The organism is Achromobacter deleyi, assembly GCF_013116765.2.
In the GTDB taxonomy this organism is placed as follows: domain Bacteria; phylum Pseudomonadota; class Gammaproteobacteria; order Burkholderiales; family Burkholderiaceae_B; genus Achromobacter; species Achromobacter deleyi_A.
The window spans coordinates 1439654-1463923 of sequence record NZ_CP074375.1 but is presented as its reverse complement, the minus strand read 5'-3'; the positions used below and the strand labels follow the sequence as shown (position 1 = coordinate 1463923).

At 67.2% G+C, this 24270-nt stretch carries 21 protein-coding genes; 12 read left to right on the top strand and 9 right to left on the bottom strand.

Translation table 11 applies throughout. The annotated features are described in order from the left end of the window. Positions 1 to 63: 63 nt before the first annotated feature. Positions 64 to 333: a hypothetical protein gene (locus HLG70_RS06670; protein WP_171662534.1), complete on the top strand. Its 270-nt coding sequence runs from the start codon at positions 64 to 66 to the stop codon at positions 331 to 333. A 21-nt stretch (positions 334 to 354) separates the two neighbouring features. Here HLG70_RS06670 and HLG70_RS29495 read toward each other — a convergent pair whose 3' ends face one another. Beyond that, positions 355 to 708, bottom strand: coding sequence for a hypothetical protein (locus HLG70_RS29495; RefSeq protein ID WP_234103487.1), 354 nt, complete (start codon positions 706 to 708; stop codon positions 355 to 357). 18 nt (positions 709 to 726) lie between these two features. Here HLG70_RS29495 and HLG70_RS06660 point away from each other — a divergent pair, with 18 nt between their 5' ends. Beyond that, positions 727 to 1101 carry a hypothetical protein gene (locus HLG70_RS06660; protein ID WP_171662535.1) on the top strand — a complete coding sequence of 125 codons (375 nt, stop codon included), beginning with the start codon at positions 727 to 729 and terminating at the stop codon, positions 1099 to 1101. A 3-nt stretch (positions 1102 to 1104) separates the two neighbouring features. Here HLG70_RS06660 and HLG70_RS06655 read toward each other — a convergent pair whose 3' ends face one another. Next, entirely contained in the window at positions 1105 to 2490 is a 1386-nt protein-coding gene (locus HLG70_RS06655) for a sigma-54-dependent transcriptional regulator (RefSeq protein ID WP_171662536.1), read from the bottom strand. A 260-nt stretch (positions 2491 to 2750) separates the two neighbouring features. Between HLG70_RS06655 and HLG70_RS06650 the strand changes: the two genes are divergently transcribed. Together HLG70_RS06650 and HLG70_RS06645 are read left to right on the top strand one after the other, a co-directional pair. Beyond that, the gene (locus HLG70_RS06650) at positions 2751 to 3671 is read left to right on the top strand and encodes a sigma-54 interaction domain-containing protein (RefSeq protein WP_171662662.1); all 921 of its coding nucleotides are present in this window, start codon (positions 2751 to 2753) and stop codon (positions 3669 to 3671) included. A gap of 104 nt (positions 3672 to 3775) precedes the next feature. Then, positions 3776 to 5269 (top strand): RNA polymerase factor sigma-54, encoded by a 1494-nt coding sequence (locus HLG70_RS06645; protein ID WP_419144761.1) that lies wholly within the window; start codon positions 3776 to 3778, stop codon positions 5267 to 5269. A gap of 48 nt (positions 5270 to 5317) precedes the next feature. Here the strand turns inward: HLG70_RS06645 and HLG70_RS06640 are convergent, their stop codons facing one another. The 4 genes from HLG70_RS06640 to HLG70_RS06625 all read right to left on the bottom strand — a co-directional run bounded on the left by HLG70_RS06640 (position 5318) and on the right by HLG70_RS06625 (position 11041). Next, positions 5318 to 5677, bottom strand: coding sequence for a hypothetical protein (locus HLG70_RS06640; RefSeq protein ID WP_171662538.1), 360 nt, complete (start codon positions 5675 to 5677; stop codon positions 5318 to 5320). Between the two features lie 126 nt (positions 5678 to 5803). After that, positions 5804 to 8794: a PAS domain S-box protein gene (locus HLG70_RS06635; RefSeq protein ID WP_171662540.1), complete on the bottom strand. Its 2991-nt coding sequence runs from the start codon at positions 8792 to 8794 to the stop codon at positions 5804 to 5806. 108 nt (positions 8795 to 8902) lie between these two features. Continuing rightward, complete coding sequence (locus HLG70_RS06630) at positions 8903 to 9616, bottom strand: DUF2325 domain-containing protein (RefSeq protein ID WP_171662542.1); 714 nt, start codon at positions 9614 to 9616, stop codon at positions 8903 to 8905. A gap of 108 nt (positions 9617 to 9724) precedes the next feature. Further along, the gene (locus HLG70_RS06625) at positions 9725 to 11041 is read right to left on the bottom strand and encodes an MFS transporter (protein ID WP_171662544.1); all 1317 of its coding nucleotides are present in this window, start codon (positions 11039 to 11041) and stop codon (positions 9725 to 9727) included. Between the two features lie 105 nt (positions 11042 to 11146). Here HLG70_RS06625 and HLG70_RS06620 point away from each other — a divergent pair, with 105 nt between their 5' ends. Further along, complete coding sequence (locus HLG70_RS06620; RefSeq protein WP_171662546.1) at positions 11147 to 12046, top strand: LysR substrate-binding domain-containing protein; 900 nt, start codon at positions 11147 to 11149, stop codon at positions 12044 to 12046. A 138-nt stretch (positions 12047 to 12184) separates the two neighbouring features. Continuing rightward, positions 12185 to 13843, top strand: coding sequence for a mucoidy inhibitor MuiA family protein (locus HLG70_RS06615; protein WP_234102960.1), 1659 nt, complete (start codon positions 12185 to 12187; stop codon positions 13841 to 13843). Positions 13844 to 13880: 37 nt separating this feature from the next. Here HLG70_RS06615 and HLG70_RS06610 read toward each other — a convergent pair whose 3' ends face one another. Both HLG70_RS06610 and HLG70_RS06605 read right to left on the bottom strand, forming a co-directional pair. After that, positions 13881 to 15191 (bottom strand): ferredoxin reductase family protein, encoded by a 1311-nt coding sequence (locus HLG70_RS06610; RefSeq protein WP_171662548.1) that lies wholly within the window; start codon positions 15189 to 15191, stop codon positions 13881 to 13883. A 133-nt stretch (positions 15192 to 15324) separates the two neighbouring features. Beyond that, positions 15325 to 16578 (bottom strand): EAL domain-containing response regulator, encoded by a 1254-nt coding sequence (locus HLG70_RS06605; RefSeq protein WP_171662550.1) that lies wholly within the window; start codon positions 16576 to 16578, stop codon positions 15325 to 15327. Between the two features lie 239 nt (positions 16579 to 16817). Between HLG70_RS06605 and HLG70_RS06600 the strand changes: the two genes are divergently transcribed. Continuing rightward, positions 16818 to 17951, top strand: coding sequence for a 3-deoxy-7-phosphoheptulonate synthase (locus HLG70_RS06600; protein ID WP_284143636.1), 1134 nt, complete (start codon positions 16818 to 16820; stop codon positions 17949 to 17951). An 18-nt stretch (positions 17952 to 17969) separates the two neighbouring features. On the opposite strand, the gene HLG70_RS06595 is transcribed toward HLG70_RS06600, so the two are convergent. Continuing rightward, a complete protein-coding gene (locus tag HLG70_RS06595) occupies positions 17970 to 19205 on the bottom strand; it encodes an NAD(P)/FAD-dependent oxidoreductase (RefSeq protein WP_171662552.1) in 1236 nt (411 codons plus the stop codon). Between the two features lie 85 nt (positions 19206 to 19290). Here HLG70_RS06595 and HLG70_RS06590 point away from each other — a divergent pair, with 85 nt between their 5' ends. From HLG70_RS06590 to HLG70_RS06570, 5 genes are all read left to right on the top strand, one after another. Further along, complete coding sequence (locus tag HLG70_RS06590) at positions 19291 to 19890, top strand: GNAT family N-acetyltransferase (RefSeq protein ID WP_171662554.1); 600 nt, start codon at positions 19291 to 19293, stop codon at positions 19888 to 19890. A 68-nt stretch (positions 19891 to 19958) separates the two neighbouring features. Next, positions 19959 to 20453 carry a hypothetical protein gene (locus HLG70_RS06585; RefSeq protein WP_171662556.1) on the top strand — a complete coding sequence of 165 codons (495 nt, stop codon included), beginning with the start codon at positions 19959 to 19961 and terminating at the stop codon, positions 20451 to 20453. A gap of 345 nt (positions 20454 to 20798) precedes the next feature. Next, positions 20799 to 21521 (top strand): response regulator transcription factor, encoded by a 723-nt coding sequence (locus HLG70_RS06580; RefSeq protein WP_171662558.1) that lies wholly within the window; start codon positions 20799 to 20801, stop codon positions 21519 to 21521. A gap of 10 nt (positions 21522 to 21531) precedes the next feature. Next, positions 21532 to 22401 carry an HpcH/HpaI aldolase/citrate lyase family protein gene (locus HLG70_RS06575; RefSeq protein WP_171662560.1) on the top strand — a complete coding sequence of 290 codons (870 nt, stop codon included), beginning with the start codon at positions 21532 to 21534 and terminating at the stop codon, positions 22399 to 22401. A gap of 216 nt (positions 22402 to 22617) precedes the next feature. Further along, complete coding sequence (locus HLG70_RS06570) at positions 22618 to 24249, top strand: ATP-binding cassette domain-containing protein (RefSeq protein WP_171662562.1); 1632 nt, start codon at positions 22618 to 22620, stop codon at positions 24247 to 24249. The last annotated feature ends 21 nt before the right edge of the window (positions 24250 to 24270 follow it).

The following is a 24270-nucleotide window of genomic DNA, read 5'->3' as shown; positions in this document are numbered from 1 at the left end:
GTACAAGAGCCGGCAAGGCGCCTTTTCCTGCCGGCATCGAAGCGCCCGCTCCCGGAGACCGTCATGCCCCGTATTCCAGACCCCGACTTTCCCGCGATCGACGAGAGCGGCCGCCCCGACCTGGGTCCAAGCGACTCGTCGGACTCGGCCAGCGACCTGCCGCCCGGCCGCGCGCACACCGACAGCGATTCCCAGGGAACCGGCGAACGCGAGAGCGTGGATCCCGAGGAACACGACGACGAAGGCGCCGACATCTCGCCCGACCGGATCACGGATGCGGACGAGGCCGGCGTGTCCCGGGATGAGCCAGACCCTGAAAGAAATGGCGGATGATTGCCGCCATCCCGGTTGCCCCTACTGCCCGCCGGGCCGCTTGCCCGGGTACTGGCCGCCCTCTTCATACTCCGGGCCCTTGACATTGGGTTCCTTGTCGGACTCGCGCTTGGGCGGCGGCGGCTTGCCGAAGCCCGGCTTGTCCGCGCCGAATTGCCCGCTCTGATGGGCGGCCTGCGTCTCGTCCTTCGGCGCATTGGCCTTGGGCTTGGCCGGGTCCCGTTCGCTTTGCGTGCTCATGCCTATCTCCTTGTAGCTGGTCCAGCCCGTGCAGGTCTGCAGCCAGGCCTCCCGCCCCTGCGCAAGCATCGTTCCCGGCCTGGCCGGGAACAGCGCTTGCTTCAGGTCTCGCGGGTCCGCCACGTATCGGACCATCACCCAAAGGAGTCAGTCATGAAGCTGTCCAGAACAATCTGCCCCGCAGTCGCTCTTTGCCTGTCCGCCCTGGCGTTCCAGGCCTCGGCGCAAATGGGCGCTGGCACCGTGCGCAGCGACGACCAGATCGACAATCAATACAAGATGGACAAGAAGCAGTGCGACGGCATGAAGGGCAATGCCAAGGATGTCTGCCAGCAGCAGGCCGAGGCCAATCGCGACAAGGCGAAGGCGGACGCCAAGGCCGGGAAGGAAAAGGCTGAAAGCTCGCATGAAGCGGCCAAAGCGCGCAATGAAGCCGACTACAAGGTCGGCAAGGAAAAATGCGACGGCATGTCCGGCAATGCCAAGGACGCCTGCATGGCCAACCTGAAGACCCGCTACGGCAAGTAAACCCTAGGCGGATCCCCTGGGCGGATTGCCCGCCTGGGGATCCTCGCCCGGCAGCACATACCCTGCCGCGGCGTACTCTTCCAGGCGGTTGTACAGCGTCTTGGGACTGATGCCCAGCACCGCCGCGGTCTGCTTCTTCACGCCGTTGCAGCGCTCCAGCGTGGCGAGGATCAGGCGCCGGTCCGCTTCGGCCAGGGTTTCGCCAACCGGCACGCTCACCTGCCCGCTCGCCGCCTCGCCGCCCGGCGAGACATGGGGCTGCAGCATGTCCAGGTCCAGCACATCGCCGTCGGCCATGATGAATGCGCGCCGCACGAAATTCTTCAATTCCCGCACATTGCCGGGCCATTCATACTGAGCAAGCGCCGCGGCGGCCTCCGGCGAAAAATCCTTGTTCCGGCCCGACTCCTGATTGAGCGACTGCAGAAAGCGCTGCGCCAGGAACAGGATGTCGCCGCCCCGCTCCCGCAGCGCCGGCAGTTCCAGCGGAAAGACGCTCAGCCGGTAATACAGGTCCTCGCGCAGCTTGCCTTCCTGCACCGCCTGTTCGGGATTGCGGTTGGTCGCGGCGACGATACGGATGTCGCAACCGATCTCGCGGTTGGTGCCCACGCGCATGAACTGCCCGGTCTCCAGCACCCGCAGCAGCTTGACCTGCAGATCCAGCGGCATTTCCGTCACTTCGTCCAGGAACAGCGTGCCGCCGTCCGCGCGTTCGAAGTAGCCCTTGTGCTGCCGGTCGGCGCCCGTGAAACTGCCGCGCTCGTGGCCGAACATTTCGCTTTCGATCAGGTTGGGAGAAATCGCTCCGCAATTGACGGCGATGAACGGGCGCTGGCGGCGCGGGCTGAGCTCATGAATGGCGTGGGCGGCCAGTTCCTTGCCGGTGCCGCTCTCGCCGATCAGCAAGGTGGTGACATTGGTCGGCGCCACGCGCCCGATCTGGCGATACAGTTCGAGCATGGGCTCGGACTTTCCATACAGCTTGCCGAAGCGTCCGGGCTCCTCGAAGGGGGTGCCTGGCGCCTCGCCGCCTGCGTTCGTGATGATGCGCGTCAGGATCTCGTTCAGGCGCTCCATGCAGATGGGCTTGACCAGGTAATCGGTCGCACCCAGCCGCAAGGCCTGGACCGCGCTGTCGACGGAACCGTGTCCGGTCATCACCACGACCTCGGCGCTGCTGATCGCCACATTCTTGAAGATGTCCATGCCGCTGCCGCCGGGCAGGCGCACATCCGTCAGCACCAGATCCGGCGCCTGACGTTCAAGCTGTATCAACGCATCCTTGACGCTTGCCGCCAAGGCTACCGAAAATCCGCTGTCGCGGCCGATCTCGGCCAGCGTTTCCCGTATCGCGTCGTCATCGTCGACGATGAGCAGATGAGGCATGCTATCTCCGTGTACGGTTTCCCAGTGCCCAGAATAGTCAGTCTGATGGCCGCCGGCGCAAATATTCGAAGCTTTCCTACAAAGTTTTCGATTGCTTTCAACTCGTCGCAATCCTGACGGCCGCTCGCTTCTACGATGATCTCATCGCAGGCCCGCTGCCGGGCCAAGGAACCAGCATGGCCAATCGCAACACCGCGGGGCGCGAGAGTGCATTAGTGTCCCCCACCGCTTTCACCAATGCCAGCGACCTGTCCCCGCAAATGCGCAAACTGGGCGCCCAGATCGGCCTGGCTGCCGCCACCGATGCCAGCGTATTCATCATCGGCGAAAGCGGATCCGGCAAGGAAATCGTGGCCCGCGCCATCCACGACGCCAGCGACCGTCGGGGGCAGCCCTTCGTCGCGGTGAACTGCGGCGCGATCAGCGGCACACTGGCCCATGCCGAATTGTTCGGCCATGAAAAAGGCAGCTTCACCGGCGCCGTGTCGCAAAATGCCGGGTATTTCGAATACGCCAGCGGCGGGACACTGTTCCTGGACGAAGTGACGGAAATGCCGCCGGACATGCAGGTCCATTTCCTGCGCGTGCTGGAGGCAGGCACCTACCAGCGCGTCGGCGGCTCGGATCTGCTGCGCGCCAATGTCCGCATCATCTGCGCCAGCAACCGCGACCCGGCCGCCTCCGTCGCCGACGGTCGGTTGCGCCAGGACTTCCTCCACCGGCTGCTGGTCATTCCGCTGCGCGTGCCGCCACTGCGCGAGCGCGGGGACGACGCCCTGGCGCTGGCGCATCATTTCCTGGACACCCTCAATGCGCAGCACGGCACGCGCAAGACGTTTTCGGCGCACATGCTGGACGCCATCGCTCGGCATGACTGGCCCGGCAATGTTCGCGAATTGCGCAACGTGGTTCAGCGCGCCTACATCCTGTCGGATTCCCAGCTCGACGCCGATCTGCTGGTACGCTCCCGGGGCGCGCAGCAGACCGAGGTGCGCGACGGCGCCCTGAATGTTCCCGTGGGCATGCCGCTGGGCCGCGCGCAGCGCGAGTTCATCCTGGCCACGCTGGCCCATCACGCCGGGGACAAGCGGCTGGCGGCCGAAACGCTCGGCGTCAGCCTGAAGACCCTGTACAACCGGCTGGACGTATACGAAAAGGACGAGCCAGGCACTACGGCCTGAGCAGTTCTTACCGTCATCTTGTAATACTGGGTCAGCACGTCGCGTGCCCAAGGGACGCCCCGCCCCGCAAACAGGCTTGGCACGGTCTTTGCTTGAGTTCAAGCATGGGCTGCCTTTCGGCGGCCGGCCTCCAGGAGACTCGATTGGGCCATCCTATGCAAGAACTGCGCCTGCGCCAGCAGATGACGTTGGCGCCCCGCCTGCAGCAGTCCGTCAAACTGCTCCAGATGTCCGCGCTGGAGTTCACCACGGCGGTGGAACACGCGCTTGCGACCAACCCATTTCTTGAGGACGCGGACGAACTGGAAGCCGATGCGGCGCCCATCCAGCCCGAGGCCCGCGGCGGGGCCCAGGCCGCCGACGGCGAGCCCGTGCCCGAGCCGGCGATCGTGCCCGAGGGGGCCGGGGCCGAAGACACCCCGCCGGACGCGCCGGCTTACTCCGGCGACTACCCCACCCATGCGTCGGCTGGCGGCGAAAGCGACCTGGGCCAATGGGCCTGCGCCAGCGTGTCGATGCGCGAGCGCCTCTCGCTGGACCTGGGCAACTATCACCTGGAACCGCGCGACCGTCTGCTGGCCGAGTTCATCATCGACGCGCTCGACGATGACGGCTATCTGCGCGTGCCCCTGGCCGGCCTGTGCAGCGCCGCCCATCCCGATTTCAACCCGGCGCCCGACGAAGGCGAATGGATGGCGGCGCTACGCCTGGTGCAACAGCTCGACGCCCCAGGACTGGCCGCGCGCGATCTGCGGGAATGCCTGTCCCTGCAACTGGCCGCCGCGCGCGATGTCAACGAATCCACCCGCGAGCTGGCCCTGCACATCGTGCAGGAGCACCTGGACCGGCTGGCCAAGAATGATTGCGTGGGCCTGCGCCGCTTGCTGGATTGTTCCGACGAAGCGCTGCGCGAAGCCTGCGCGCTGATCCGCAACCTGGACCCCAAGCCTGGCAGCCGCTACAGCGGCGAAGCGCCGGTCTACGTCGTGCCCGATGTCTTCGTGGACAAGTGGCATGGCCGCTGGCGCGTGCTTCCCAACCGCAACGCCATGCCCCGTGCCCGCCTTCACAGCACCTACGCGGATCTGTTCCGGCGCGCGCGCCTGGACGACCGCAGCCCCATGGCGCAGGAACTGCAGGAAGCGCGATGGCTGGTGCGTAACGTGGAACAGCGCTACACCACCATCCAGCGCGTGGCCGAGGCCATCGTCAAACGCCAGCAGACCTTCTTCGAGTACGGCGAGGTGGCACTTCGTCCGCTGATGCTGCGCGAAGTGGCCGACGACCTGAACATGCACGAGTCCACCGTGTCGCGCGCGACCGTCAGCAAATACATGACGACCCCGCGCGGCGTATTCGAGTTCCGCCACTTCTTCTCGCGCGAACTGGCCACCGAATCCGGCGGATCCTGCTCGGCCGCGGCGGTGCGCGCCCTGATCAAGGAAATGGTAGAGGCCGAAGACCCGGCCATGCCCCTGTCCGACGTGGAACTGACGCAGCACCTGGCTTCAAGCGGCATCCTGCTTGCTCGCCGCACGGTATCCAAGTACCGCGGGCAACTCCGGGTGCCGCCCGCGGAACTGCGCCGGCAGCATTAGACGGCATGCCGCGGGCGCATGGAGAGGCTTCCGAGGGAAGCCTTTTCATTACTTGCCGCCGGTGTTGGGATACCCCGGAGGCGGCGTCGCGCCGCCCGCGGGCGTGCGCGGCACATTGTCATTGGCCTCGCGCGCGCGCTTGGGCATATCGGACGAAGGATTGCCCGCCTTCATGGGATTGTCGCTATTGAGGCTGGGCGGCGCGCTCTGCGTATTCGGCGCCGCATTGGGCGCGGGCGGAATCTGGCCCGGGGGCACGGGTTGGTTCGGCGGCACGGCCGTCCCGTCGTTCGGCGTGGTGGAAGGGGATGAGGCTGGCGAGACGCCGCGCGATTCGGCCATCGCCCCGCCGGCGGACGCGAGTCCGGCCAGTAGTACAAACGCACAAGTCAAGGCACGGTTTTTCATAGCAAAGCTCCTAGGTTGGAATGCTCCAGCCTTGTCGCAAGCCACGTGCCCGTCTCTGCCCCTCCGGCGCTGCGGCGCCGGTATCGGGCACGGGGTATTTTTTACCTGTCTTTGCAACACCTGGCCCTAGCGTTGCGGCCCCGCAACCGTCTCCAGCATGCGCTTGACGCGATCTCCCAGCACCTCAAGCGAAAACGGCTTCACGATCAGTTCAATGCCGCTCTCCAGGAATCCCCGGTCGCTTGCCGCGCTTTCCGCATAGCCCGTCATCAGCAGTACCCGCAAGCCGGGATGCGCCGCGCGCGCGGCATCGGCCAGTTGGCGCCCGTTCAAGCCCGGCAGGCCCACGTCCGTCACCAGCAGATTCATGCCCGGCGTCGACCGCACCAGTTCAAGCCCCGCTTCGCCGTTCGCCGCCGTCACCACTTGCATGCCCAATTCCACCAGGCATTCGCGCACCATCTCGCGCACATTGGCGTCGTCCTCCACCACCACCACGACCGCCGGCTTCGCCGTGGCCGCTCCCAACCCGCCTACCGCCGCCAGCTCTTGCGCCGCTTCGGGCTCGCCGTCGTATCTGGGCAGGTACAGCCTGACCGAAGTACCGACCCCCACCGAGCTCTCCAGCGTGGCAGCCCCGCCGGCCTGCTTGGCAAAGCCATAGATCATCGACAGGCCCAGCCCGGTTCCTTCGCCCAGCGGTTTCGTTGTGAAGAACGGGTCGAACGCATGCGCCAGCACATCGGGCGTCATGCCGCAGCCCATGTCCACCACCGCCACCTCGACGTATGCCCCCGGGCCCACCCCCGGGTTTTGCCGCAGCGTCGAGCCGTCAAGCCGGGCATTGACCGCGGCGACCGTCAGAACCCCGCCATTGGGCATCGAGTCGCATGCATTGATCACCAGGTTGAGCATGGCATTTTCGAACTGGTTCTTGTCGCACCTCACCGTCCACAGGTCCGGCTCCAGGTCGAACACCAGCGTCACCCGCTCCCCCGTGTAGCGGTGGAACAGGTCCGCCATCGATTGCAACGTGGCCTGGACACTGAAGGGCTTGGGATCGATGGGCTGGCGCCGGGAAAAGGTCAGCAGGCGCTGTGTCAGGTGAGCCGCGCGGTTCGCGGAATCCATGGCCACATTGACGAAGCGCTGCGCCTGTTCCGGCCGGCCACCCGCCAGCTTGCGCTGGATCAGGTACAAGGCGCCCGTGATGCCCTGGAGCATATTGTTGAAGTCATGCGCGATGCCGCCGGTCAGCCGCCCCACCGCCTCCATCTTCTGCGATTGCCGCAGGGCGTTCTCGGCTTCGACCAGCATTTCGGCCTTCGCCTTCAGGTCGGTGTCGTCGCGGCCCGTCATGTACAGATTGTCTTGCGACCACGACATGCTCCACGTGATCCAGCTGTAGCCGCCGTCGCGCTTGAGCACGCGGTTCTCCAGGTGCCGCACCGCCTGCGCGGAGTTCGCGTGCGAGGCGTGCGCCCACGCCTCGCGGGTCTGCGCCTGGTCGTCCGGATGGATCAGCTCGGTCAGACCCATCGACAGGAACTGGTCCGGGGTCCAGCCCAGGATGGGGCGCACCGCGGGATTGACGCTGACAAAGCGCCCCTGCGCGTCGATCACGGCCAGCAGCTCGGGCGACAGCCGCCAGATGCGGTCGCGCTCGGCGATGGCGTTCTCCACGCGCTGCTCAAGCATGCGGGCATATTGCGAACGCTCGACGGCATCGCACATTCGTTCGGCGACCTCCTCGATGAAGGCCAGGTCGCCAGCCTTGAGCCGGCTGCACGACAAGGGCCGGACAACCAGCGCGCCGCCTTGCCGGGCCCAGCGGCGCATCGGCACCACGATGGCCGACGGTCGGATTTCGCCGCCCGCCTCCGCCAGCAAGGGCTGCAGGTATGCGCTGCGGCCCTTGCGCAGCGCGGCGTAGAACTCCTCGCCGAACTGGTCCGGCGCCAGGGCGTCCAGGCCCGCGCGGTCCGCTTCCGACCGCCAGCAGGTGGACAGCACGGGGGTCGCGCCTTCGCCCGGCCAATCCAGCACCGCGACCAGTCCCAGCGCCAGATGCTGGCCCAGCCCTCCGCAGGCGGTCTGCTCGATGGCCGACTGATGATGCAGTTCGCGCATCCGGTCGCCCAGCGCCAGCAGGAAGTTCTTGCGATGCTGGCCTTCCCACAACTCCGTTTCGGCGGCCTTGCGGGCCGTGACGTCAAGAAACATCGCCATGATCCGGTCGGCGCCGTCCTTGCGCGCCCGCGCCTCGTACCAGGCGTCCTTGGGCGCCGGCACCGCGAACTCGAATTGCGCCGGCTCGCCGCTTTCCACGACCTGGGCAAACGTGTCCAGGATCTGGCCAGGCACGCCCGGGATCATCTCGCGCAGGGTATGGCCCAGCGTGTCGCCTTCCTTCATGCCGCTTTGCCGCTCGAACGCCGGGTTGACCTCCAGGAAGCGGAAATCGATGATGCGCCCGTCGTCGTCGCGCAAGGCCTCGGCCAGAAAAAAGGCCTCCTGCATGCCATCGAACATCGCGCGCCAGCGCTCGCCGCTGCGCCGCAGCGCGACGTCGAGACAATGCCGCTCGATGGCCAGTGCGGCGCTGCGCGTGACCAGCGCGATCGCGTCGATATCATGCGCGGACGGCAGGCGGCTCGTGCCGTAATAGTTCGAGAACACGCCCAGCAACCGGCCGTCCGGCGCCTTGATCGGCGTGGACCAGCAGGAGCGCAACCCATGCGCCAAGGCCTGGTCGCGCCAGGGCAGCCACCCCGGATGCGTGGCGATGTCCTCCACGTATACCGGCTTGCCCGAATGCGCCGCCGCACCCCACGACGCCACCAGCGGACCGATCGGCGCGCGGTCGACGGCGGCATTGAAGGCGTCCGGCAAGCTGGGCGCGGCGCCATGCCGCAGGAGGCCTCCGGTTTCATCCACCAGCGCGATGGACGTGCGCAACTCCACGCTGGACTGCGCCTCGATGGCATGCAGCACATGCTCCAGCACTTGCGGCAACGGCACGCCGGCGGCGATCCGCTCCAGCATGATGCGTTCGTCTTCCAGACGGGCGAGCGTATCGGTCCATGGCAGGGACACGCGGTCTTGCTTGGTCAGCATGATTCCCCCTTTGCAATACAGAATGTATTGCGAGGGGCAGGCTTGAACCGAAACCCTAGGTAACGCGACGCTACGCTTCATCCGCCGGGCGCAGGCGGCGGCACGAAGTCAGCCGGTGTGGTGTTCCGTCTGGCGCTCCAGCCGCAGCGCCGTCAAGGCCTCGGGCTTGTCGACCAGCACGCACTGCTTGCCGGTGCGGGTGCAGTGATCCTTTACGCGCCAGTACGCGCCATGGCTCACGCAGCCGGTCTGGCATATCACCAGGTCGGCGGCGACCAGGCTCGCCTCCAGCGTGTCGCCATTGGCATCTTCCCCGCCGCTGTGCCCCAGGTACCGGCCGCCCGCCATTTCCACCACCTTGCGCGTCAGCATCAGCGCCATGGCGTCCTCGCCCACGCACAGCACCGACTTTTCGCGCAGCGCGATCGCAGCCACGGCAGGCCGCGCCGGCGGCGTTTCGGACAAGCGCTCCACCGGGCGCTCACGCGCCTGGCTCGCACGGTCCTGCCAAGCCAGGCGTTCGCGCATCAGTATCTGGACACGCTCCATCAATTGCGTCACCCGGCGCGCCAGCGCAACCCGCCGCGGCAGCCCGGGAATGGCTCCCTCGAGCGCTAGGCGGTCTTCGCGCGCCCAGGCCAGCGCCGTGTCCCGCTGGATCACCGCGGCCCGCAGGCGCATGGTCTCGCCTTCCAGCTGCGCGATGCGCGCGGCCTGCGCACTCAGCAGCCGGCTGCAGTGCGACTGGGCCTGCCCGTAGGCGGCCAGCAGCGCCGCGTGCTCGCGCTGCAAGGTGTGGCGTTCGGGGGACGTGGAGTTCATCGCGGGCCTCGGACAGGAAGAAGGACGGCGGGGCCTGAGCCGGCGCCGGAGAGGATTCCACGAAGTATAAATGAGAACGTTTATCTTTTACGAAATAAATCCGGGCGCCTAGCCGCCGCGCACCGCCGTGTCCCCCGGCGCGCCTCCGGCCGCCCCGCCCGCCCGGTGCGACCGGCCCGTACGCCAGGCCAGGCCCACGCTGATCGCCAGCGCCAGCGCCAGCAATCCGCCCGCCATCGCGGCGACGCCCGGCCATAGGCCCACTGTCCAGAAGTGCCCGCCCAGGGAGCCCAGCACGCTAGAACCCACGTAGTACACCAGCAGGTAAAGCGAGGCAGCCAGCGCCTTGTAGCCACGCGCCATCTGCCCGACCCAGCCGCTGGCCACGGCGTGCGCGGCGAAGAAGCCGAAGGTGAACACGACGATGCCCGCGATCAGGATGGGCAGGTAATCCGACAGGGTCAGCAGCAGGCCCGCCAGCGCCAGGCCGGTTGCGGCGGACAGCATCGCGCCGCGCCCGTGACGGTCGGCCAGGCGGCCGAAGTACGTCGAGGCAAAGATTCCAACCAGGTAGACGACAAAGATGAAGCCGATGAACGTCTGGCTCAGCGAGAACGGGGGCAGCAGCAGGCGGAAGCCGACGTAGTTGTAGACCGCGACGAAAGCGCCCATGAGCAGGCCGCCCAGCGCGAACAGGCCGCACAAGGGGCCATTCTTCAGGTGCGAACCCGCGCCGGCCCGGACATCGCCCCACACTCCGGCCCATCCCTGCCCGCGCCGCGGCGTGAAGCGGCGCGAGGCCGGCAGTAGCCACACGAACAGCACGGCCGCCACGATCCCCAGCAGCCCCAGCGTGCCCATGGCCGCGCGCCAGCCGAAATGGTCGGACACCAGGCCGGTGATGACGCGGCCCGACAGTCCGCCGAAGGCGCTGCCGCTGATGTACAGGCCCATCGCGAAGCCCAGCGTGCCGGGCTCGACCTCTTCGGCCAGGTAAGCCATGGCGACGGCCGGCACGCCGCCCATCGCCACGCCCTGCAGCGCGCGCAGCGCCAACAGGCTGTGCCAGTCGGGCGCCACGGCGGCAATCGTGCCCAGGACCGCGGATGCAAACAGCGACAGCGCCATGATGCGCTTGCGCGGCAAGGCCTGGGAAAACAGCCCCACGAAGAAGATGGCGACCGCCAGCAGGCCCGTGCACAGCGACAGCACCAGGCTGCTCTGCGCGGGCGACACGTTGAAAGCGCGCGTGAACAGCGGCATCAGCGGCTGCACGCAATAAAGCAGGGAAAAGGTGGAAAAGCCGGCGGCGAACAAGGCCCATTGCGCACGGCGCAGTGCGGGCGTGCCGCGGGCCAGATAGTCGGATGGCGTCGCTGGCGCGGCGTCGCGTTCGGGTGCGGGGCTTGCAGAGGGGGTAGACATCAGGATTCTCGAATAACAACGGGCCGCGAGCCCGTGAGCACAAGGTAGACTTTTCCCCTTCATATGTCCAATATATGAAACCAACCCTGCTCATATATAAAAAAGATGGAATTGCGTCACCTGCGCTACTTCACCGCTGTCGCCGAAGAACTGCACTTCACGCGGGCGGCGGCACGCCTGGGCATCGGCCAACCCCCGCTCAGCCAGCAGATCCAACAGCTGGAGCGCGAGATCGGCACACCGCTCTTCCTGCGCCTGCCGCGCGGCATTGCACTCACTGAAGCCGGCGCCCAATTCCTGGAGGACGCGCGCGCCATCCTGGCCAGCGCCGACCGCGCCATCGACCTGGCCCGCCGCCTGGGGCGCGGCGAGCGCGGCGCGGTCACCGTGGGCTTTACGGCCTCGGCCGTGTTCCATCCCTACCTGCCCCGCGCCATCCGGGCCTACCGGGACCGCTACCCCGACGTGCGCGTCACGCTGACCGAGAGCAACACCATTTCACTGCTGCGCGGGCTGCGGGCGGGCGACGTGGACGTGGCGTTCGTGCGTCCTCCCTATGTGCTGGACCCCGAATTCGAATCCGAGCGTGTGCTGGACGAACCGATGCTGGTCGCCCTGCCGCCCGACCACCCGCTCAGCCGCAAGCGCGGCGTTCCCATCGCGGCGCTGGCCAATGAGGACTTTGTGCTGTATCCGCGGCCCATCGGCGCAGGCCTGTACGATGCGATCCAGTCCGCCTGCCAGCGGGCCGGCTTTGCGCCGCGCGTCATCCAGGAAGCGCCGCAGATGGCTTCGATCGTGAGCCTGGTGGCCGCCGGCGTGGGCATTTCCATCGTGCCCGCCGCCATGCGCCACATGGGCGCGCAGGGTATCGAGTACCGGCCCATCAAGGGCGACGCGCCGCACGCCCTGCTCGACATGGCCTATCGCCGCCACGATCGCTCGATCGCGGCGGAGAACGCGGTCGACATGCTGCGCCGCCTGGCGCACCCGGAGCGCGCTTAGTATCTGTTGGCATCCCTCTGTCGCGTTTTGTCATCTTCCGTAAACTGGCAACCGCGGACACACGTTAAATTCTCGCGCTGTCGCCGATACGTCCCCAAGACGGAATCCGGCCGCAATCAACCTTTTAGAGGTGTCCCTGTGCGACGTACTCTCCTGGCCTTGGCCATTGCAACCATTCCCGGCCTTGGCGCCGCCGCCGGGCTGGCCTCATCCATAGGCGCCGTGACGGTCTATCAAGACCGCGCCGTCGTGACCCGGGCCGCCAGCAGCGAACTGCCTGCGGGCGAACATGAGCTGGTGCTGGAAAAGCTGCCTGCCTCGCTTCAGGAAAATTCACTGCAGGTCACGGCCAAGAGCACCGGCCAGGCCACATTGCTGGACGTGAAGGTCCGGGACGCCTACCAGGCCGACGCCACCAACGAACGAGTCCGCCAGCTCGACGAACAGATCCGCAAGCTCGAGGCGCGGCAGGCCGCGCTCGACGACGAGGCAGCGGTGCTGGACAACCAGCGCGAGCTCGTGCTGATGATGCAGCGCGGCGCGACGGAACCGGCCAAGGACGGCGCTCGCCTCACGCTGGACGAACTCAAGACGATCCAGTCGCTCAGCGCCGATACGCTGGCAAAGACGCTGGCCGGCCTGCGCCGCGTCGCGGAACAGAAAGCCGCGCTCGACCTGGAACTGGCCGTGCTGCAAAACCAGCTGGGACAGGCTCGGGGCGAACTCGGCCAGCGCAGCAAGACGGTCACCTTGCGCGTGAACCTGGCCCGGGCGGGCAAGCTGGACCTGGCGGTGTCCTACGCGGTCGCGGGCGCGCGCTGGACACCCTCCTACGACGCGCGCCTGCGCCCGGCGGACCGCAACGTGGACCTGGGCTACTTCGGCGTCATCCGCCAGAACACGGGCGAGGACTGGAACAACGTCAAGCTCACGCTGTCCACCGCCAGGCCGTCCCTGGGCGGCGGCGCGCCGTCGCTGCAGCCGTGGATCATTGATGTGGCCGCCCCGCCGCCGCCGCCCCGCCCCGTCGCCGCGCCGGCCCCGGTAGCCGAGCAAGCCGCCGCGATGCAGCAGTTCAAGCGCGCCCCGCGCTCCCGGGCCGCGGAGGACGCAGCGGGCTCGATATCCCCCGAACCCGTGCCGGAAGCCATCGAGGTCTCCACCGCCCAGGTACAGAACGCGGCGACCAGCGCGTCGTTCCAGATCAAGGCACCGGCGACGCTCCTGTCCGACAACACGACGCAGCGCGTCGCCATCGCGACCGCCAAGCTGCCCGCCACGCTGCAATACCAGTCCACGCCCGGGCTGCGCGAAGCCGTCTACCTGACGGCTCAGGCCGCCAACAGCACGGACATTCCGTTCCTGGCCGGCCCACTGAACACCTTCCTGGACGACGCCTTCGTCGCGTCCAGCTCCATGAAGGCGGTGATGCCTGGCGAGAAGGTCGAACTGGCGCTGGGGGCCGACGACGGCATTTCCATCAAGCGCCAGCTCGTGAACCGCTACACGGAAAGCACCGGCTTTTCCGGCAGCGGCAAGCGCGTGACCTATGAATACAAGATCACCGTGAAGAACAACAAGGCCACCAAGGAGCAGGTGTCGTTCAAGGACCGCCTGCCCATCTCCCGGAACGAGAAGATCGTGGTCAAGCTGATCTCGCCCGCCGATCGCGACATCAAGCGCGAAGACGACGGCAAGCTGGTCTGGGACTGGGAGATGGAACCGGGCAAGTCGCGCGAGACCGTCCTGAAGTTCTCGGTCGACTATCCCGGCGATATCGACGTGTCCGGCATCTGAAACGGCCCGCGACTGGCGAGATGAGCCCCGCATGGGCCTAGCGCATCTGGAACGCCTCCTGGTGGAACAGCTGCCGCACCGGCATCCCCAGCCGGTGCAGGCCATCCTTCAACGCGTCGGCAAAGCCCGTGGGGCCGCAGAACCACACACTGGGCCATGGCGCGTCCGCCCGGTGCTCCGGGACCAGCTCGGCAGCGGTCAAGGGCCGCTGCCTGTCGCTGTAGCGCACGTGCAGAGTCACGGTCGGAATCCGGGCGCACAACTCTTGCAACCGCGCGGCGAACGGGGCATCGGCGGCATTGCGGGCGCAGTAATACAGGGTGGCGGCCGGCGCGTCTTGCGGCCGGGCCTGCAGGGATTCCAGCCATGAAATGAAGGGGGTGACGCCAATGCCGGCGCCTACCCAGACCTGCGGCCGCCCGTCATCGCGCTGAAAGTCGAAGCAGCCGTAGGGCCCTTCCACCGTCACCGCCTGGCCCACCGCCAGGCTCTTCTGCAGGCGCCGGGTGTAGTCGCCCAGCGCCTTGATGGAGAACTGCACGCGCCCGGTGCCGTCATCGGCGCCCGACACCGTGAAGGGATGCGCGCCTTCGCGGGAGTCCGCGGTCAGAAAGGCGAATTGCCCGGCGCGGTGATGCCAGTTGCCCTCCACCTTGCAGGTCAGCGCCAGAATGTCGTCCGACAAGGCATGGACCGCCAGCACATGCCCCTTGTGGCGCCGGGCACGGCCGATGTTGCCGGTCAGGGCCAGCACGGCGCAGACCGTCCCCACGGCGGTCGCGACGCCCACCAGCCATCCCGCGGGCTGCCACCACCACGCAGCGGGCGTCAGGACCACGCCATGGAAGGCGACCACCAGGAAGATGACGGCGGCAATGCGATGCACCTGGCGCCAAACGTGATAGGGAAAGCGCCGCCACAGCGTCAGCAGAACCATGGCCAGCAGGATCCACACGGCCCATTCGCCGATGTCCTTGGCCGAGCCGCGAAAGACATCGAGCAAGGCGGCTGCGCGCGGCGTCTTGACCGCCGGGTCGAAAAAGACCAGCAATACCGGCTTACCCACCTTGATGAGGTAGTGCGCCGCAGCCAGCGCCGTGGCCAGGATGCCGCTCCACTTGTGCAGCAGGTACATCTTGTCCAGCCCGCCGAGCCTGCGCTCCAGCCACATCGGCCGCACCGCCAGCAGCATGATCAGCGCCATCAGCGCGTAGGCGCTCAACCCGGTCAACAGGATGAGCTGGTCGCGCGCGGTCCAGATGTTGAATTCGGCGGGCGGCTGCAGCCAACAGGAGCCCGCCCAGGCCAGCAGGGAAACCAGGAGAACAGCAGTCAGGACTCGTCGCATCGGTGCATCGCTCCGTCGGAAACCGGGGCCTGCGCCGCGCAGGCGCAGCTCGAATGACGTGATTGTAGTGTCGCCGAAGGCCGTGTTTTCCGTTACGCCGGCGCGTTCTTGATCCGTCTCAAAGGTCCGCCGATCAAAGGCCGCCCTGGCCTTGCATGGCCTGTCGGCCGCGGCAGAACTCGATGAAGGCCCTGGGCTCCAAAGGCATCGAAATACCGTAGCCCTGCGCCACGTCGCAGCCCAGCTCGCGCAGCAACTGCACGTCGCGCTCCTGTTCGACGCCCTCGGCCACCACGCGGCGCCCCAGCACCCGCCCCATCTCGATCGCCGCGGCCACCACCGCGCGCGAGGCCGGCTCGCTGTGCATGTGCACGATGAAGTCGCGGTCAATCTTCAATTCGGTGAAAGGCATCGCCGAAAACAGCCGCATGGACGCGATGCCCGCGCCGAAGTCGTCCATCGCCAGCTCAAAGCCGCGCACCCGCAGCAGATTCAAGGACGACGACAACGCCAGCCAATCGGTCACGGGCTCGTCCTCGGTCAGCTCCACCTTGACCAGCCGGGCCGGCAGGCCCGCCTGCCCGACACGCTGCTCCAGCAGGCCCGGCAGGTCCCTGGAGCACAGCGTGGAGGCGGATGCGTTGATGGCGATGGGCACGGCGATGTCCTCGTCATGCATCTGGCGCAGCACCTCCAGGACCCGGTCGGTGACGCGGCTGAAGAGGATGCGGTCCAGGCCCAGCCGATGGGAGGCCGGCACGAAGTCCGCCGCCGAAATCACGCCCAGTTCCGGATGGACCCAGCGCGACAAGGCTTCCGCCGCCACCACGCGTCCCGTCGACAGGCTCATCTGCGGCTGCAGCACCACGCTCATGCCGGCGCCGGAGGCCAGCGCCTGCCCGAGCGCCGCTTCGATGACATCGCGCCGCAGCGACTTGGGCTGATGCGGCGATGCCGACTCGTCGTCGATACTGTGCAGCGCGGTCTTGAGGGCCTGCTGCATGGCGCTGCGCGACACCGGCTTGGACAGCGCCTGGGCCGACGGGCAGCCGGCCTGCAAGGCCAGCCGCACATGCGATTGCAGCAGTTCGTCGCTGAGGCTGCTGATCCAGATGATCGGGGGCATGCTCTTCAACCGCCCGGCATCCACCAGCCGCCGCAGATCGTTGGGCAGGCGGGTGCCATCGCCCTCGCCCATCACGATGTCGCTGATCAGCACGTCATAGTATTGCCGCGTCAGCGCGCTGACCGCTTCGATGCTGCTTCCCAGTCCCGCCACGCGGCGAAAGCCCAATGCCAGCAGCAAGTTCTGCAAGTAAGCGCGTTCGACGGGGTGGTCCTCCACGAGAAGAATCCGTCGGGTCGCTCCAGCATCGGGTTTAGGCATTGCTGACTGTCCTAATCTGCATAGGGCATGCCTTCACAGGCGGCCGCTTGGATAACGTGGATCAATGCTACGGCATCCGCGCAGGGCCTGTCTTTATTGATAACGGGTTAATGCAATTTCATCGCCGATAGACGTAGGATCGGGCCTCTCCGCCGGACGAACGCAACCCTTGCGATACGTCCGTCGGCCGCCAGTGCGATAATGATGGACTTTCCCGCATCTACGGCACGGAGCTTCCCTTGACCCGCATTGACGACCCCCTGCACGACCGCGAGGTCGGCGCGGCAGACGCCACCCAGGACAACACGCGCACCGACGACACCCGCATCAGCGCGGTGCGTCCGCTGATTTCCCCCGCACTCCTGCAGGACGAACTGCCGGTTTCCGCCGCGATCCAGACGCTGGTCGAACAAAGCCGCGCCGAGATCGCCGATGTGCTGCACGGCCGCGACGACCGCCTGGTGCTGGTGGTGGGCCCCTGCTCCATCCACGACCACGGCCAGGCCATGGAATACGCGCGCCGCCTGCGCGACGCCGCCGAACAGCACAAGAAAGAGCTGCTGATCGTCATGCGCGTGTACTTCGAAAAGCCCCGCACCACCGTCGGCTGGAAAGGCTATATCAATGATCCGCGCCTGGACGGCAGCTTCCGCATCAATGAGGGCTTGCGCCGCGCCCGCGAACTGCTGCTGGACGTCAGCGGCCTGGGCCTGCCCATCGCCACCGAATTCCTGGATCTGCTCAGCCCGCAGTACATCGCGGACCTGATCGCCTGGGGCGCCATCGGCGCGCGCACCACCGAAAGCCCCAGCCACCGCCAGCTCAGCTCGGGCCTGAGCTGCCCGCTGGGTTTCAAGAACGGCACCGACGGCGGCGTGCAGATCGCGGCCGACGCCATGGTTGCCGCCAGCGCCAAGCACGCCTTCATGGGCATGACCAAAATGGGCATGGCCGCCATCTTCGAGACCCGCGGCAACCAGGATACCCACGTCATCCTGCGCGGCGGCAAGCAAGGCCCGAACTACGACGCCGCCAGCGTGGATGCCTGTTGCGCCGCGCTGCGCGCCGCCGGCCAGCGCGAACAGGTCATGATCGACTGCTCGCACGCCAACTCCAACAAGTCGCACCTGCGCCAGGTCGACGTGGCCAACGACATTGCCGCCCAGCTCGCCCAGGGCGACACCCGCATCACGGGCGTCATGATCGAAAGCCACCTTGAGGAAGGCCGCCAGGACCTGAAGCCTGGCCAGCCCCTGCGCCACGGCGTGTCCATTACCGACGCCTGCCTGGGCTGGAGCCAGACGGAGCCGGTGCTTGCCGCCCTGGCGCTCGCCGTGCGCCAGCGCCGCGAAAAGACCGCCAGCCAGGCCTGAGCCGGCTCAGCGCGCCGTTCAGCGCATCAGGCCGTAAGGCGCCGGATCGAATTCCGGCGCCTGTCCCGTGATCAGGGCGGCCAGCAGCTTGCCGGTCACCGGCCCCAACGTAAAGCCATGATGCGCGTGCCCGAACGCCATCCATAGGCCCGGATGGCGCGGCGCCGCGCCTATCACTGGCCGCATGTCCGGCATGCAGGGCCGGCATCCCATCCAGGGCTCGCGCTCCACCGCTGCTCCCAGCGGCAACAGCTGCGCGGCCAGCGCGCGGGTCCGCTGGATCTGCACGGGCGAAGGCGGCGCATCGCGCGACGCGAATTCCGCGCCCGTCGTCAGCCGCAAGCCCAGGGTCATGGGCGTCACCATGAAACCGCTTTCGATGTCCGCCACGGGATGCGACAGGCTCGCCCCGTCCTCCAGCGCAAAGTGTTGGTGATAGCCGCGCTTGACGGCCATCGGGATGCGATAGCCCAGCGGACGCAGGACGTCCGGCGACCACGGCCCCAGCGCCACGACCACGTCGCGGGCCTCGATCGGACCCTGCTCGCCCTGCACCCGCCAGCCCTTGCCCGCCGCCTCCAGGCTGCGCGCGTCGCCACGCGCCAGGTGTCCGCCGCGCCGCTCGAACAAGGCGGCATAGCCCCGCGTCACCGCGCCGGGATCCGACACGTTGACCGGGTCCAGCCAATGCACCGCGCCCGCCATGCGCGAGGACAGCGAGGGTTCCATGGCGGCCAGCGCCTGGCGGTCCAGCACCCGGTAGTTCAAGCCATAATGCGCAACCGCCTGGGCGTCGGCAACAGCTTGAGCCAGGCCGGCCTCGGTGCGCGCGCCGTCGATCCAGCCGTTGCGGCGGAACAGGTGCGAGATCCCGGCATCTTCATTCAAGGCATCGTGCTCGGCCACGCTGCGCTCGATCAGCGGCAGCATCGCCTCGGCCGCCCGCGCCAGGCGCGACGGCGACGAATGCCACCAATAGCGCAGCAGCCACGGCGCGATGCGCGGCAGAAAGCGCGGGTGGTAGCTCACGTCGGGCGTGTTGTTGCGCGCGTAGCGCCAGAGCCTGCGCCAGTCGCGCGGAAACGCGTAGGGGATGACGCTTGCGCGCTCGATCAGCCCGGCGTTGCCGTAGCTGGTTTCCTCGCCCGGTCCTCGCCGGTCGAGCAGCGTCACCGACCGGCCGCGGGCCAGAAGATGCAGGGCGGCGCTCACGCCCACGATACCCGCGCCAAGGACCACGACGTCTGTTTTCATGCGCCGCATTCTGCGCCCGGCGCCGATGTTCGGCAAGCGCGCCCCGGCGTAGAATTCCTCTCTACCGCCGACCGAGAATGCCGCCATGACCTTGCCCGATCTGCAGCCCGTCACGCTCGCCGGCGACATCGTGCGGCTCGAGCCGCTGGCCGCTGGCCACGCCGGCCCCCTGGCGCAGATCGGCTTGCATCCGGAGCTCTGGCGCCTGCAGCCCGAACCCGTATCCACGCCCCAGGACATGCAGCGCTATGTAGAGCGCGCGCTGGCGGGGCAGCGGGACGGAACCTGCCTGCCCTTTGTCATCGTGCAGCAAAGCACGGGCCAGATCATAGGCGCCACGCGTTACATGGATATCGCGCTGTCGCACAAGCGGCTGGAGATCGGCGCCACCTGGCTTACGCCCGCCAGCCAACGATCTGGCGCCAATACTGAAGCCAAATTTCTGCTGTTACAGCACGCCTTTGAAACAATTGGTATCATACGCGTCGTGTTCAAGACGGAGCTGAGCAATACGCAGTCGCGGCAAGCCATACTCCGGATCGGCGGCGTCGAAGAAGGTGTCTTTCGCAAGCACCTGATCGCGCAATCGGGACGCACGCGCGACATGGTCTATTTCGCCATCCTCGACGAGGACTGGCCATCGGTGAAGGCGCGCCTGCTGGCCCGCATGCACCGTCCGCGGTAGGCCGGCGCATTTTGTTCTTTCCGTAGTCCCCCGGGCCTTGCGCCCTTTCCGCCCTTTTTTAGTCAGGTATGGATCGTTCTCGCCTCGTCCCGGCCGCCCCGGCCCCCACCCCGCGCGCGCGCCACAGCATTTTTATCTACACCGAAGAACAGCGCGGCAACCAGATGGTCGAATCGCTGGTCATCGGCATGATGTCCGATATCTCCGGCTCGGAGAAACTCATCGTGGTGCAGGATCCGTTCAGCGGATTCAAGTTCATCTACCGCGTCGATCACGAAAGCAGCAATCTCGACGCGGCCGCCATCGTCGAGCATGACGAGTCCGCCTTCAACGGCAAGAACGCCGTGGAGATCAACGCCATGTCCTATCGCCTGGGCACGCCGGAGAACGCCATGAAGCTGCTGCGCGGCAAGACCCACTGGATTCAGGACAAGGGGTCGGTGCTGTCGGTGCTGCTGCAGAATGCTGCTGCGCGCAAGACGCGCTTCGCGCCGGCGCGGATCGAACGCGACCGCGTGCGCAAAGTGCCCCAGGGCGTGCCCGTGGAACTCCTGCCTACGTAAAACGGACGGTATCCACAAGCTTTTTCTTATCCACAGAAATTGTGGATAAGAAAAAGGCAAACGCCCGGCTGATGGCCTTTCGGGCGATGCCGAACGGCCTGCTCAATTTTTGACCAGCCCAATGTTCTTCCACGCGCGGATGAGATCCCGGATTCATGCCGCGCCGCCGCAACGGCGATAATGATATTCTGCGCTAGCGCCAAAGATACGAAACGTATCGCGCCCCATCCGGCCGTGCGCCCGCGCGGGCGGAGTTTCCCCACAAAGAAGCCGTAGCATGATAAGAGCGGAAAGCATGTTTGCCCTTGGAGCGTCTCCCGCGGAACCGCAGGCGCGCGCGGCGCCGTGACGATCATCGTCGTCGATGACCACGGGGACTGGCGCGACACCATCGCCGAATACATCCATGATCTCGGCCTGGACAAAGCCATACTCACCGCGGGCTCGCTGGCCGAACTGGACCAGCTGCTGCTGACCGTTACGCCGGGCATCCTCGTCCTGGACGCCATGCTGCCGGACGGCGACGGACTGGCTCGCGTCTCGCATCTGCGCACGACCTATCCCTCCATGGGCATCATCATGCTCACCGGACGCCTGCTGAGCGAAGACAAGGTGTCCGGCCTGAGCCTGGGCGCCGATCACTACCTGACCAAACCCGTCAACCTGGCCGAGCTGGGCGCCACCCTGGTGTCGCTGTCGCGCCGCCTGCGCGTGGTGCCGCCGGCCGACGCCGAGGACGCCGAATCCGACGCGTGGCGCTTCGACCCGGCGCGCCGCACGCTCGTATCGCCCAAGCAGATCTGTGTCGATATCACCGATACCGAAAGCCGCCTGGTCGGCGCGCTGATCCAGGCCGCGCCCCTGCCCTTGTCGCGCGGCCGTCTGGTCGAGGCGCTGGGCGCCAGCGCCGAGGCCTACGATACGCACCGCCTGGACGCGCACATGCACCGGCTGCGCCGCAAATTGCGCGCGCATGCGGGCGGCGACATGGGCATACGCACCGTGTATGGCGTAGGCTATGTCTGCACCACGCCCGTGACCATCATCGGCAGTCTCCCCAAACACTGAAAGCGCAAGCATGAACTCCGCCATCCGCCCCCGCCGCTCCGTTCTCTACATGCCCGGCGCCAATGCCCGCGCGCTGGACAAGGCGCGCACCCTGGACGCGGACGCCCTGATCCTGGACCTGGAAGACGCGGTGGCGCCCGACGCCAAGCGCCAGGCCCGCGAACAGGTCGCCGCCGCATTGCGCGAAGGCGGCTACGGACGCCGCGAATGCGTCGTGCGCATCAACGCGCTGGACACGGACTGGGGCCTGGAAGACGTGCGCGCCATCGCCCGCGCCGGCGCCCACGCCGTGCTGCTGCCCAAGGTGCAATCGGCCGCGCAGCTGGCCGCGCTGGCTCAGGCGCTGGACGCGGCGGGCGCCCCCGCGGACCTGCCGCTGTGGGCCATGGCCGAGACCCCCTTGGGCTTTCTACGCCTGGACGCCATCGCGGGCGGCCATCCCCGCCTGGCGGCCATCGTCGTCGGCACCTCGGACCTGGTAAAGGACTTGCACGCCCGCCACACGCCCTCGCGCGAGGAAACGCTGCTGGCCCGCTCGCTGGCCGTGATGGCGGCGCGGGCGCATGGCCTGGCGGCGCTGGACGGCGTGCACCTGGACCTGGACGACGACGCCGGCCTGGCCGACGCCTGCCGACAGGGGCGCGACCTGGGCTTTGACGGCAAGACGCTGATCCATCCCAGGCAGATCGCGGCGGCCAACGCCGCGTTCGCGCCCACCAGCGACGAACTGGCCAGCGCGCGCAAGCGCCTGCAGGCCTGGCAGGCCGCGCAGGCCGCGGGCCTGGGAGTGGCCGTGGTGGATGGCGCGCTGGTCGAGAATCTGCACGCGCAAGAAGCCGAACGCGTGCTGGCGCTGGCGGCCGCGATCACCGGCCAATAGCGCGTTTTCCTGCCGCTTGCGTCCCTGTCATCCAGGTTGCGCTGCGCAGACGGTACAATAGTGCCCACGATCGGACGGCCAGCCCGTCCGATCGGCCTTTCGCGCCGGCGTCTTTTCACTCGCGCGCGATCCCGCCCCGGTTCCCTTTTTTGCGCCGCGCCTTGTGGCGGGAGCCTTGCCGCGCGCATGCCGCGCCACCCCCCTGCCACTAGATTCATGATCCGCTTCCAACAAGTTTCACTCATGCGCGGCGTCAAGCCCTTGCTTGAGAAAGTCGACCTGCTGCTGAACCCCGGCGACAAGATCGGCCTGATCGGCGCCAACGGCGCCGGCAAGTCCAGCCTGTTCGGCCTGCTGCGCGGCACGCTGCACGCCGACCAGGGCGACCTCGACTACCCCGCAAGCTGGCGCATGGCCTACGTGGCGCAGGAAACGCCCGCGCTGGACCGCCCCGCCATCGAGTACGCGATCGACGGCGACGTCACGTTGCGCCGCCTGGAAGCGGAACTGGCCGCGCTGGAAGCCGAACCCGAAAGCGCCGAGAACGGCTTGCGCATGGGCGACATCTATGCCGCGCTGGCCGATGCCGACGCCTACACCGTTCATTCGCGCGCCGAACAACTGCTGACCGGCCTGGGTTTCACGCAGGCGCAGATGCACCTGCCGCTGACCAGCTTTTCCGGGGGCTGGCGCATGCGCCTGAACCTGGCCCAGGCGCTGATGTGCCCGTCCGACCTGCTGCTGCTGGACGAGCCCACCAACCACTTGGACCTCGACGCAATCATCTGGCTGGAAGATTGGCTCAAGCGCTATCCGGGCACGCTGATCGTCATCTCGCATGATCGCGACTTCCTGGACGGCGTGGTCAACGTCATCGTCCACATCGACGAGCGCAAGCTCAAGCGCTACTCGGGCAACTACTCGTCGTTCGAACGCCAGCGCGCCGCGCAGCTGGAGCTGGCGCAAGGCATGATGGAAAAGCAGATGCGCCAACGCACGCACCTGCAATCCTTCATCGACCGCTTCAAGGCGCAGGCCAGCAAGGCCCGCCAGGCCCAGAGCCGGATCAAGGCCCTGGCCCGCATGGAAGAGATGGCCCCGCTGCGCGCCGCCGCCGAGTTCTCGTTCGAGTTCCGCGAGCCCTTGCGCGCCCCGAATCCCCTGCTGACCATGGATACCGTCAGCGCCGGCTATCGCATCGAGGACGACGAGACCCAGGCCGTTTCCGACAAGATCATCGTGTCCGGCATCAACTTCTCGTTGCAGGCGGGCCAGCGCATCGGCCTGCTGGGCATCAACGGCGCGGGCAAGTCCACCTTCATCAAGACCATTGCGGGCGAACTGGACACGCTGGCCGGCGACACCCAGTTCAACAAGGGCCTGTCCATCGGCTACTTCGCCCAGCACCAGGTCGAGATGCTGCGGCACGACGAGTCGCCGCTCTGGCACATGGCCAAGCTCGCGCCCACCGTGCGCGAACAGGAGCTGCGCAATTTCCTGGGCAGCTTCAACTTCAATGGCAACATGGCCACCAGTTCCATCGCCCCGTTCTCCGGCGGCGAGAAGGCCCGGCTGGCGCTGGCGCTGATCGTCTGGCAGCGTCCCAACCTGTTGCTGCTGGACGAGCCCACCAACCACCTGGATCTGGAAACGCGCGAAGCGCTGACGACGGCGCTGGCGCAGTTCGAAGGCACGCTGGTGCTTGTTTCGCACGACCGCCATCTGCTGCGCGCGACCACCGACCAGTTCATCATCGTGGCCGACGGCAGCGTCAGCCCCTTCGATGGCGACCTGGACGACTACAAGGACTGGCTCTACAAGACCAAGCTGGCAGCAAAGGCCGCCTGACCGCGCCGATCGGCATCCAAT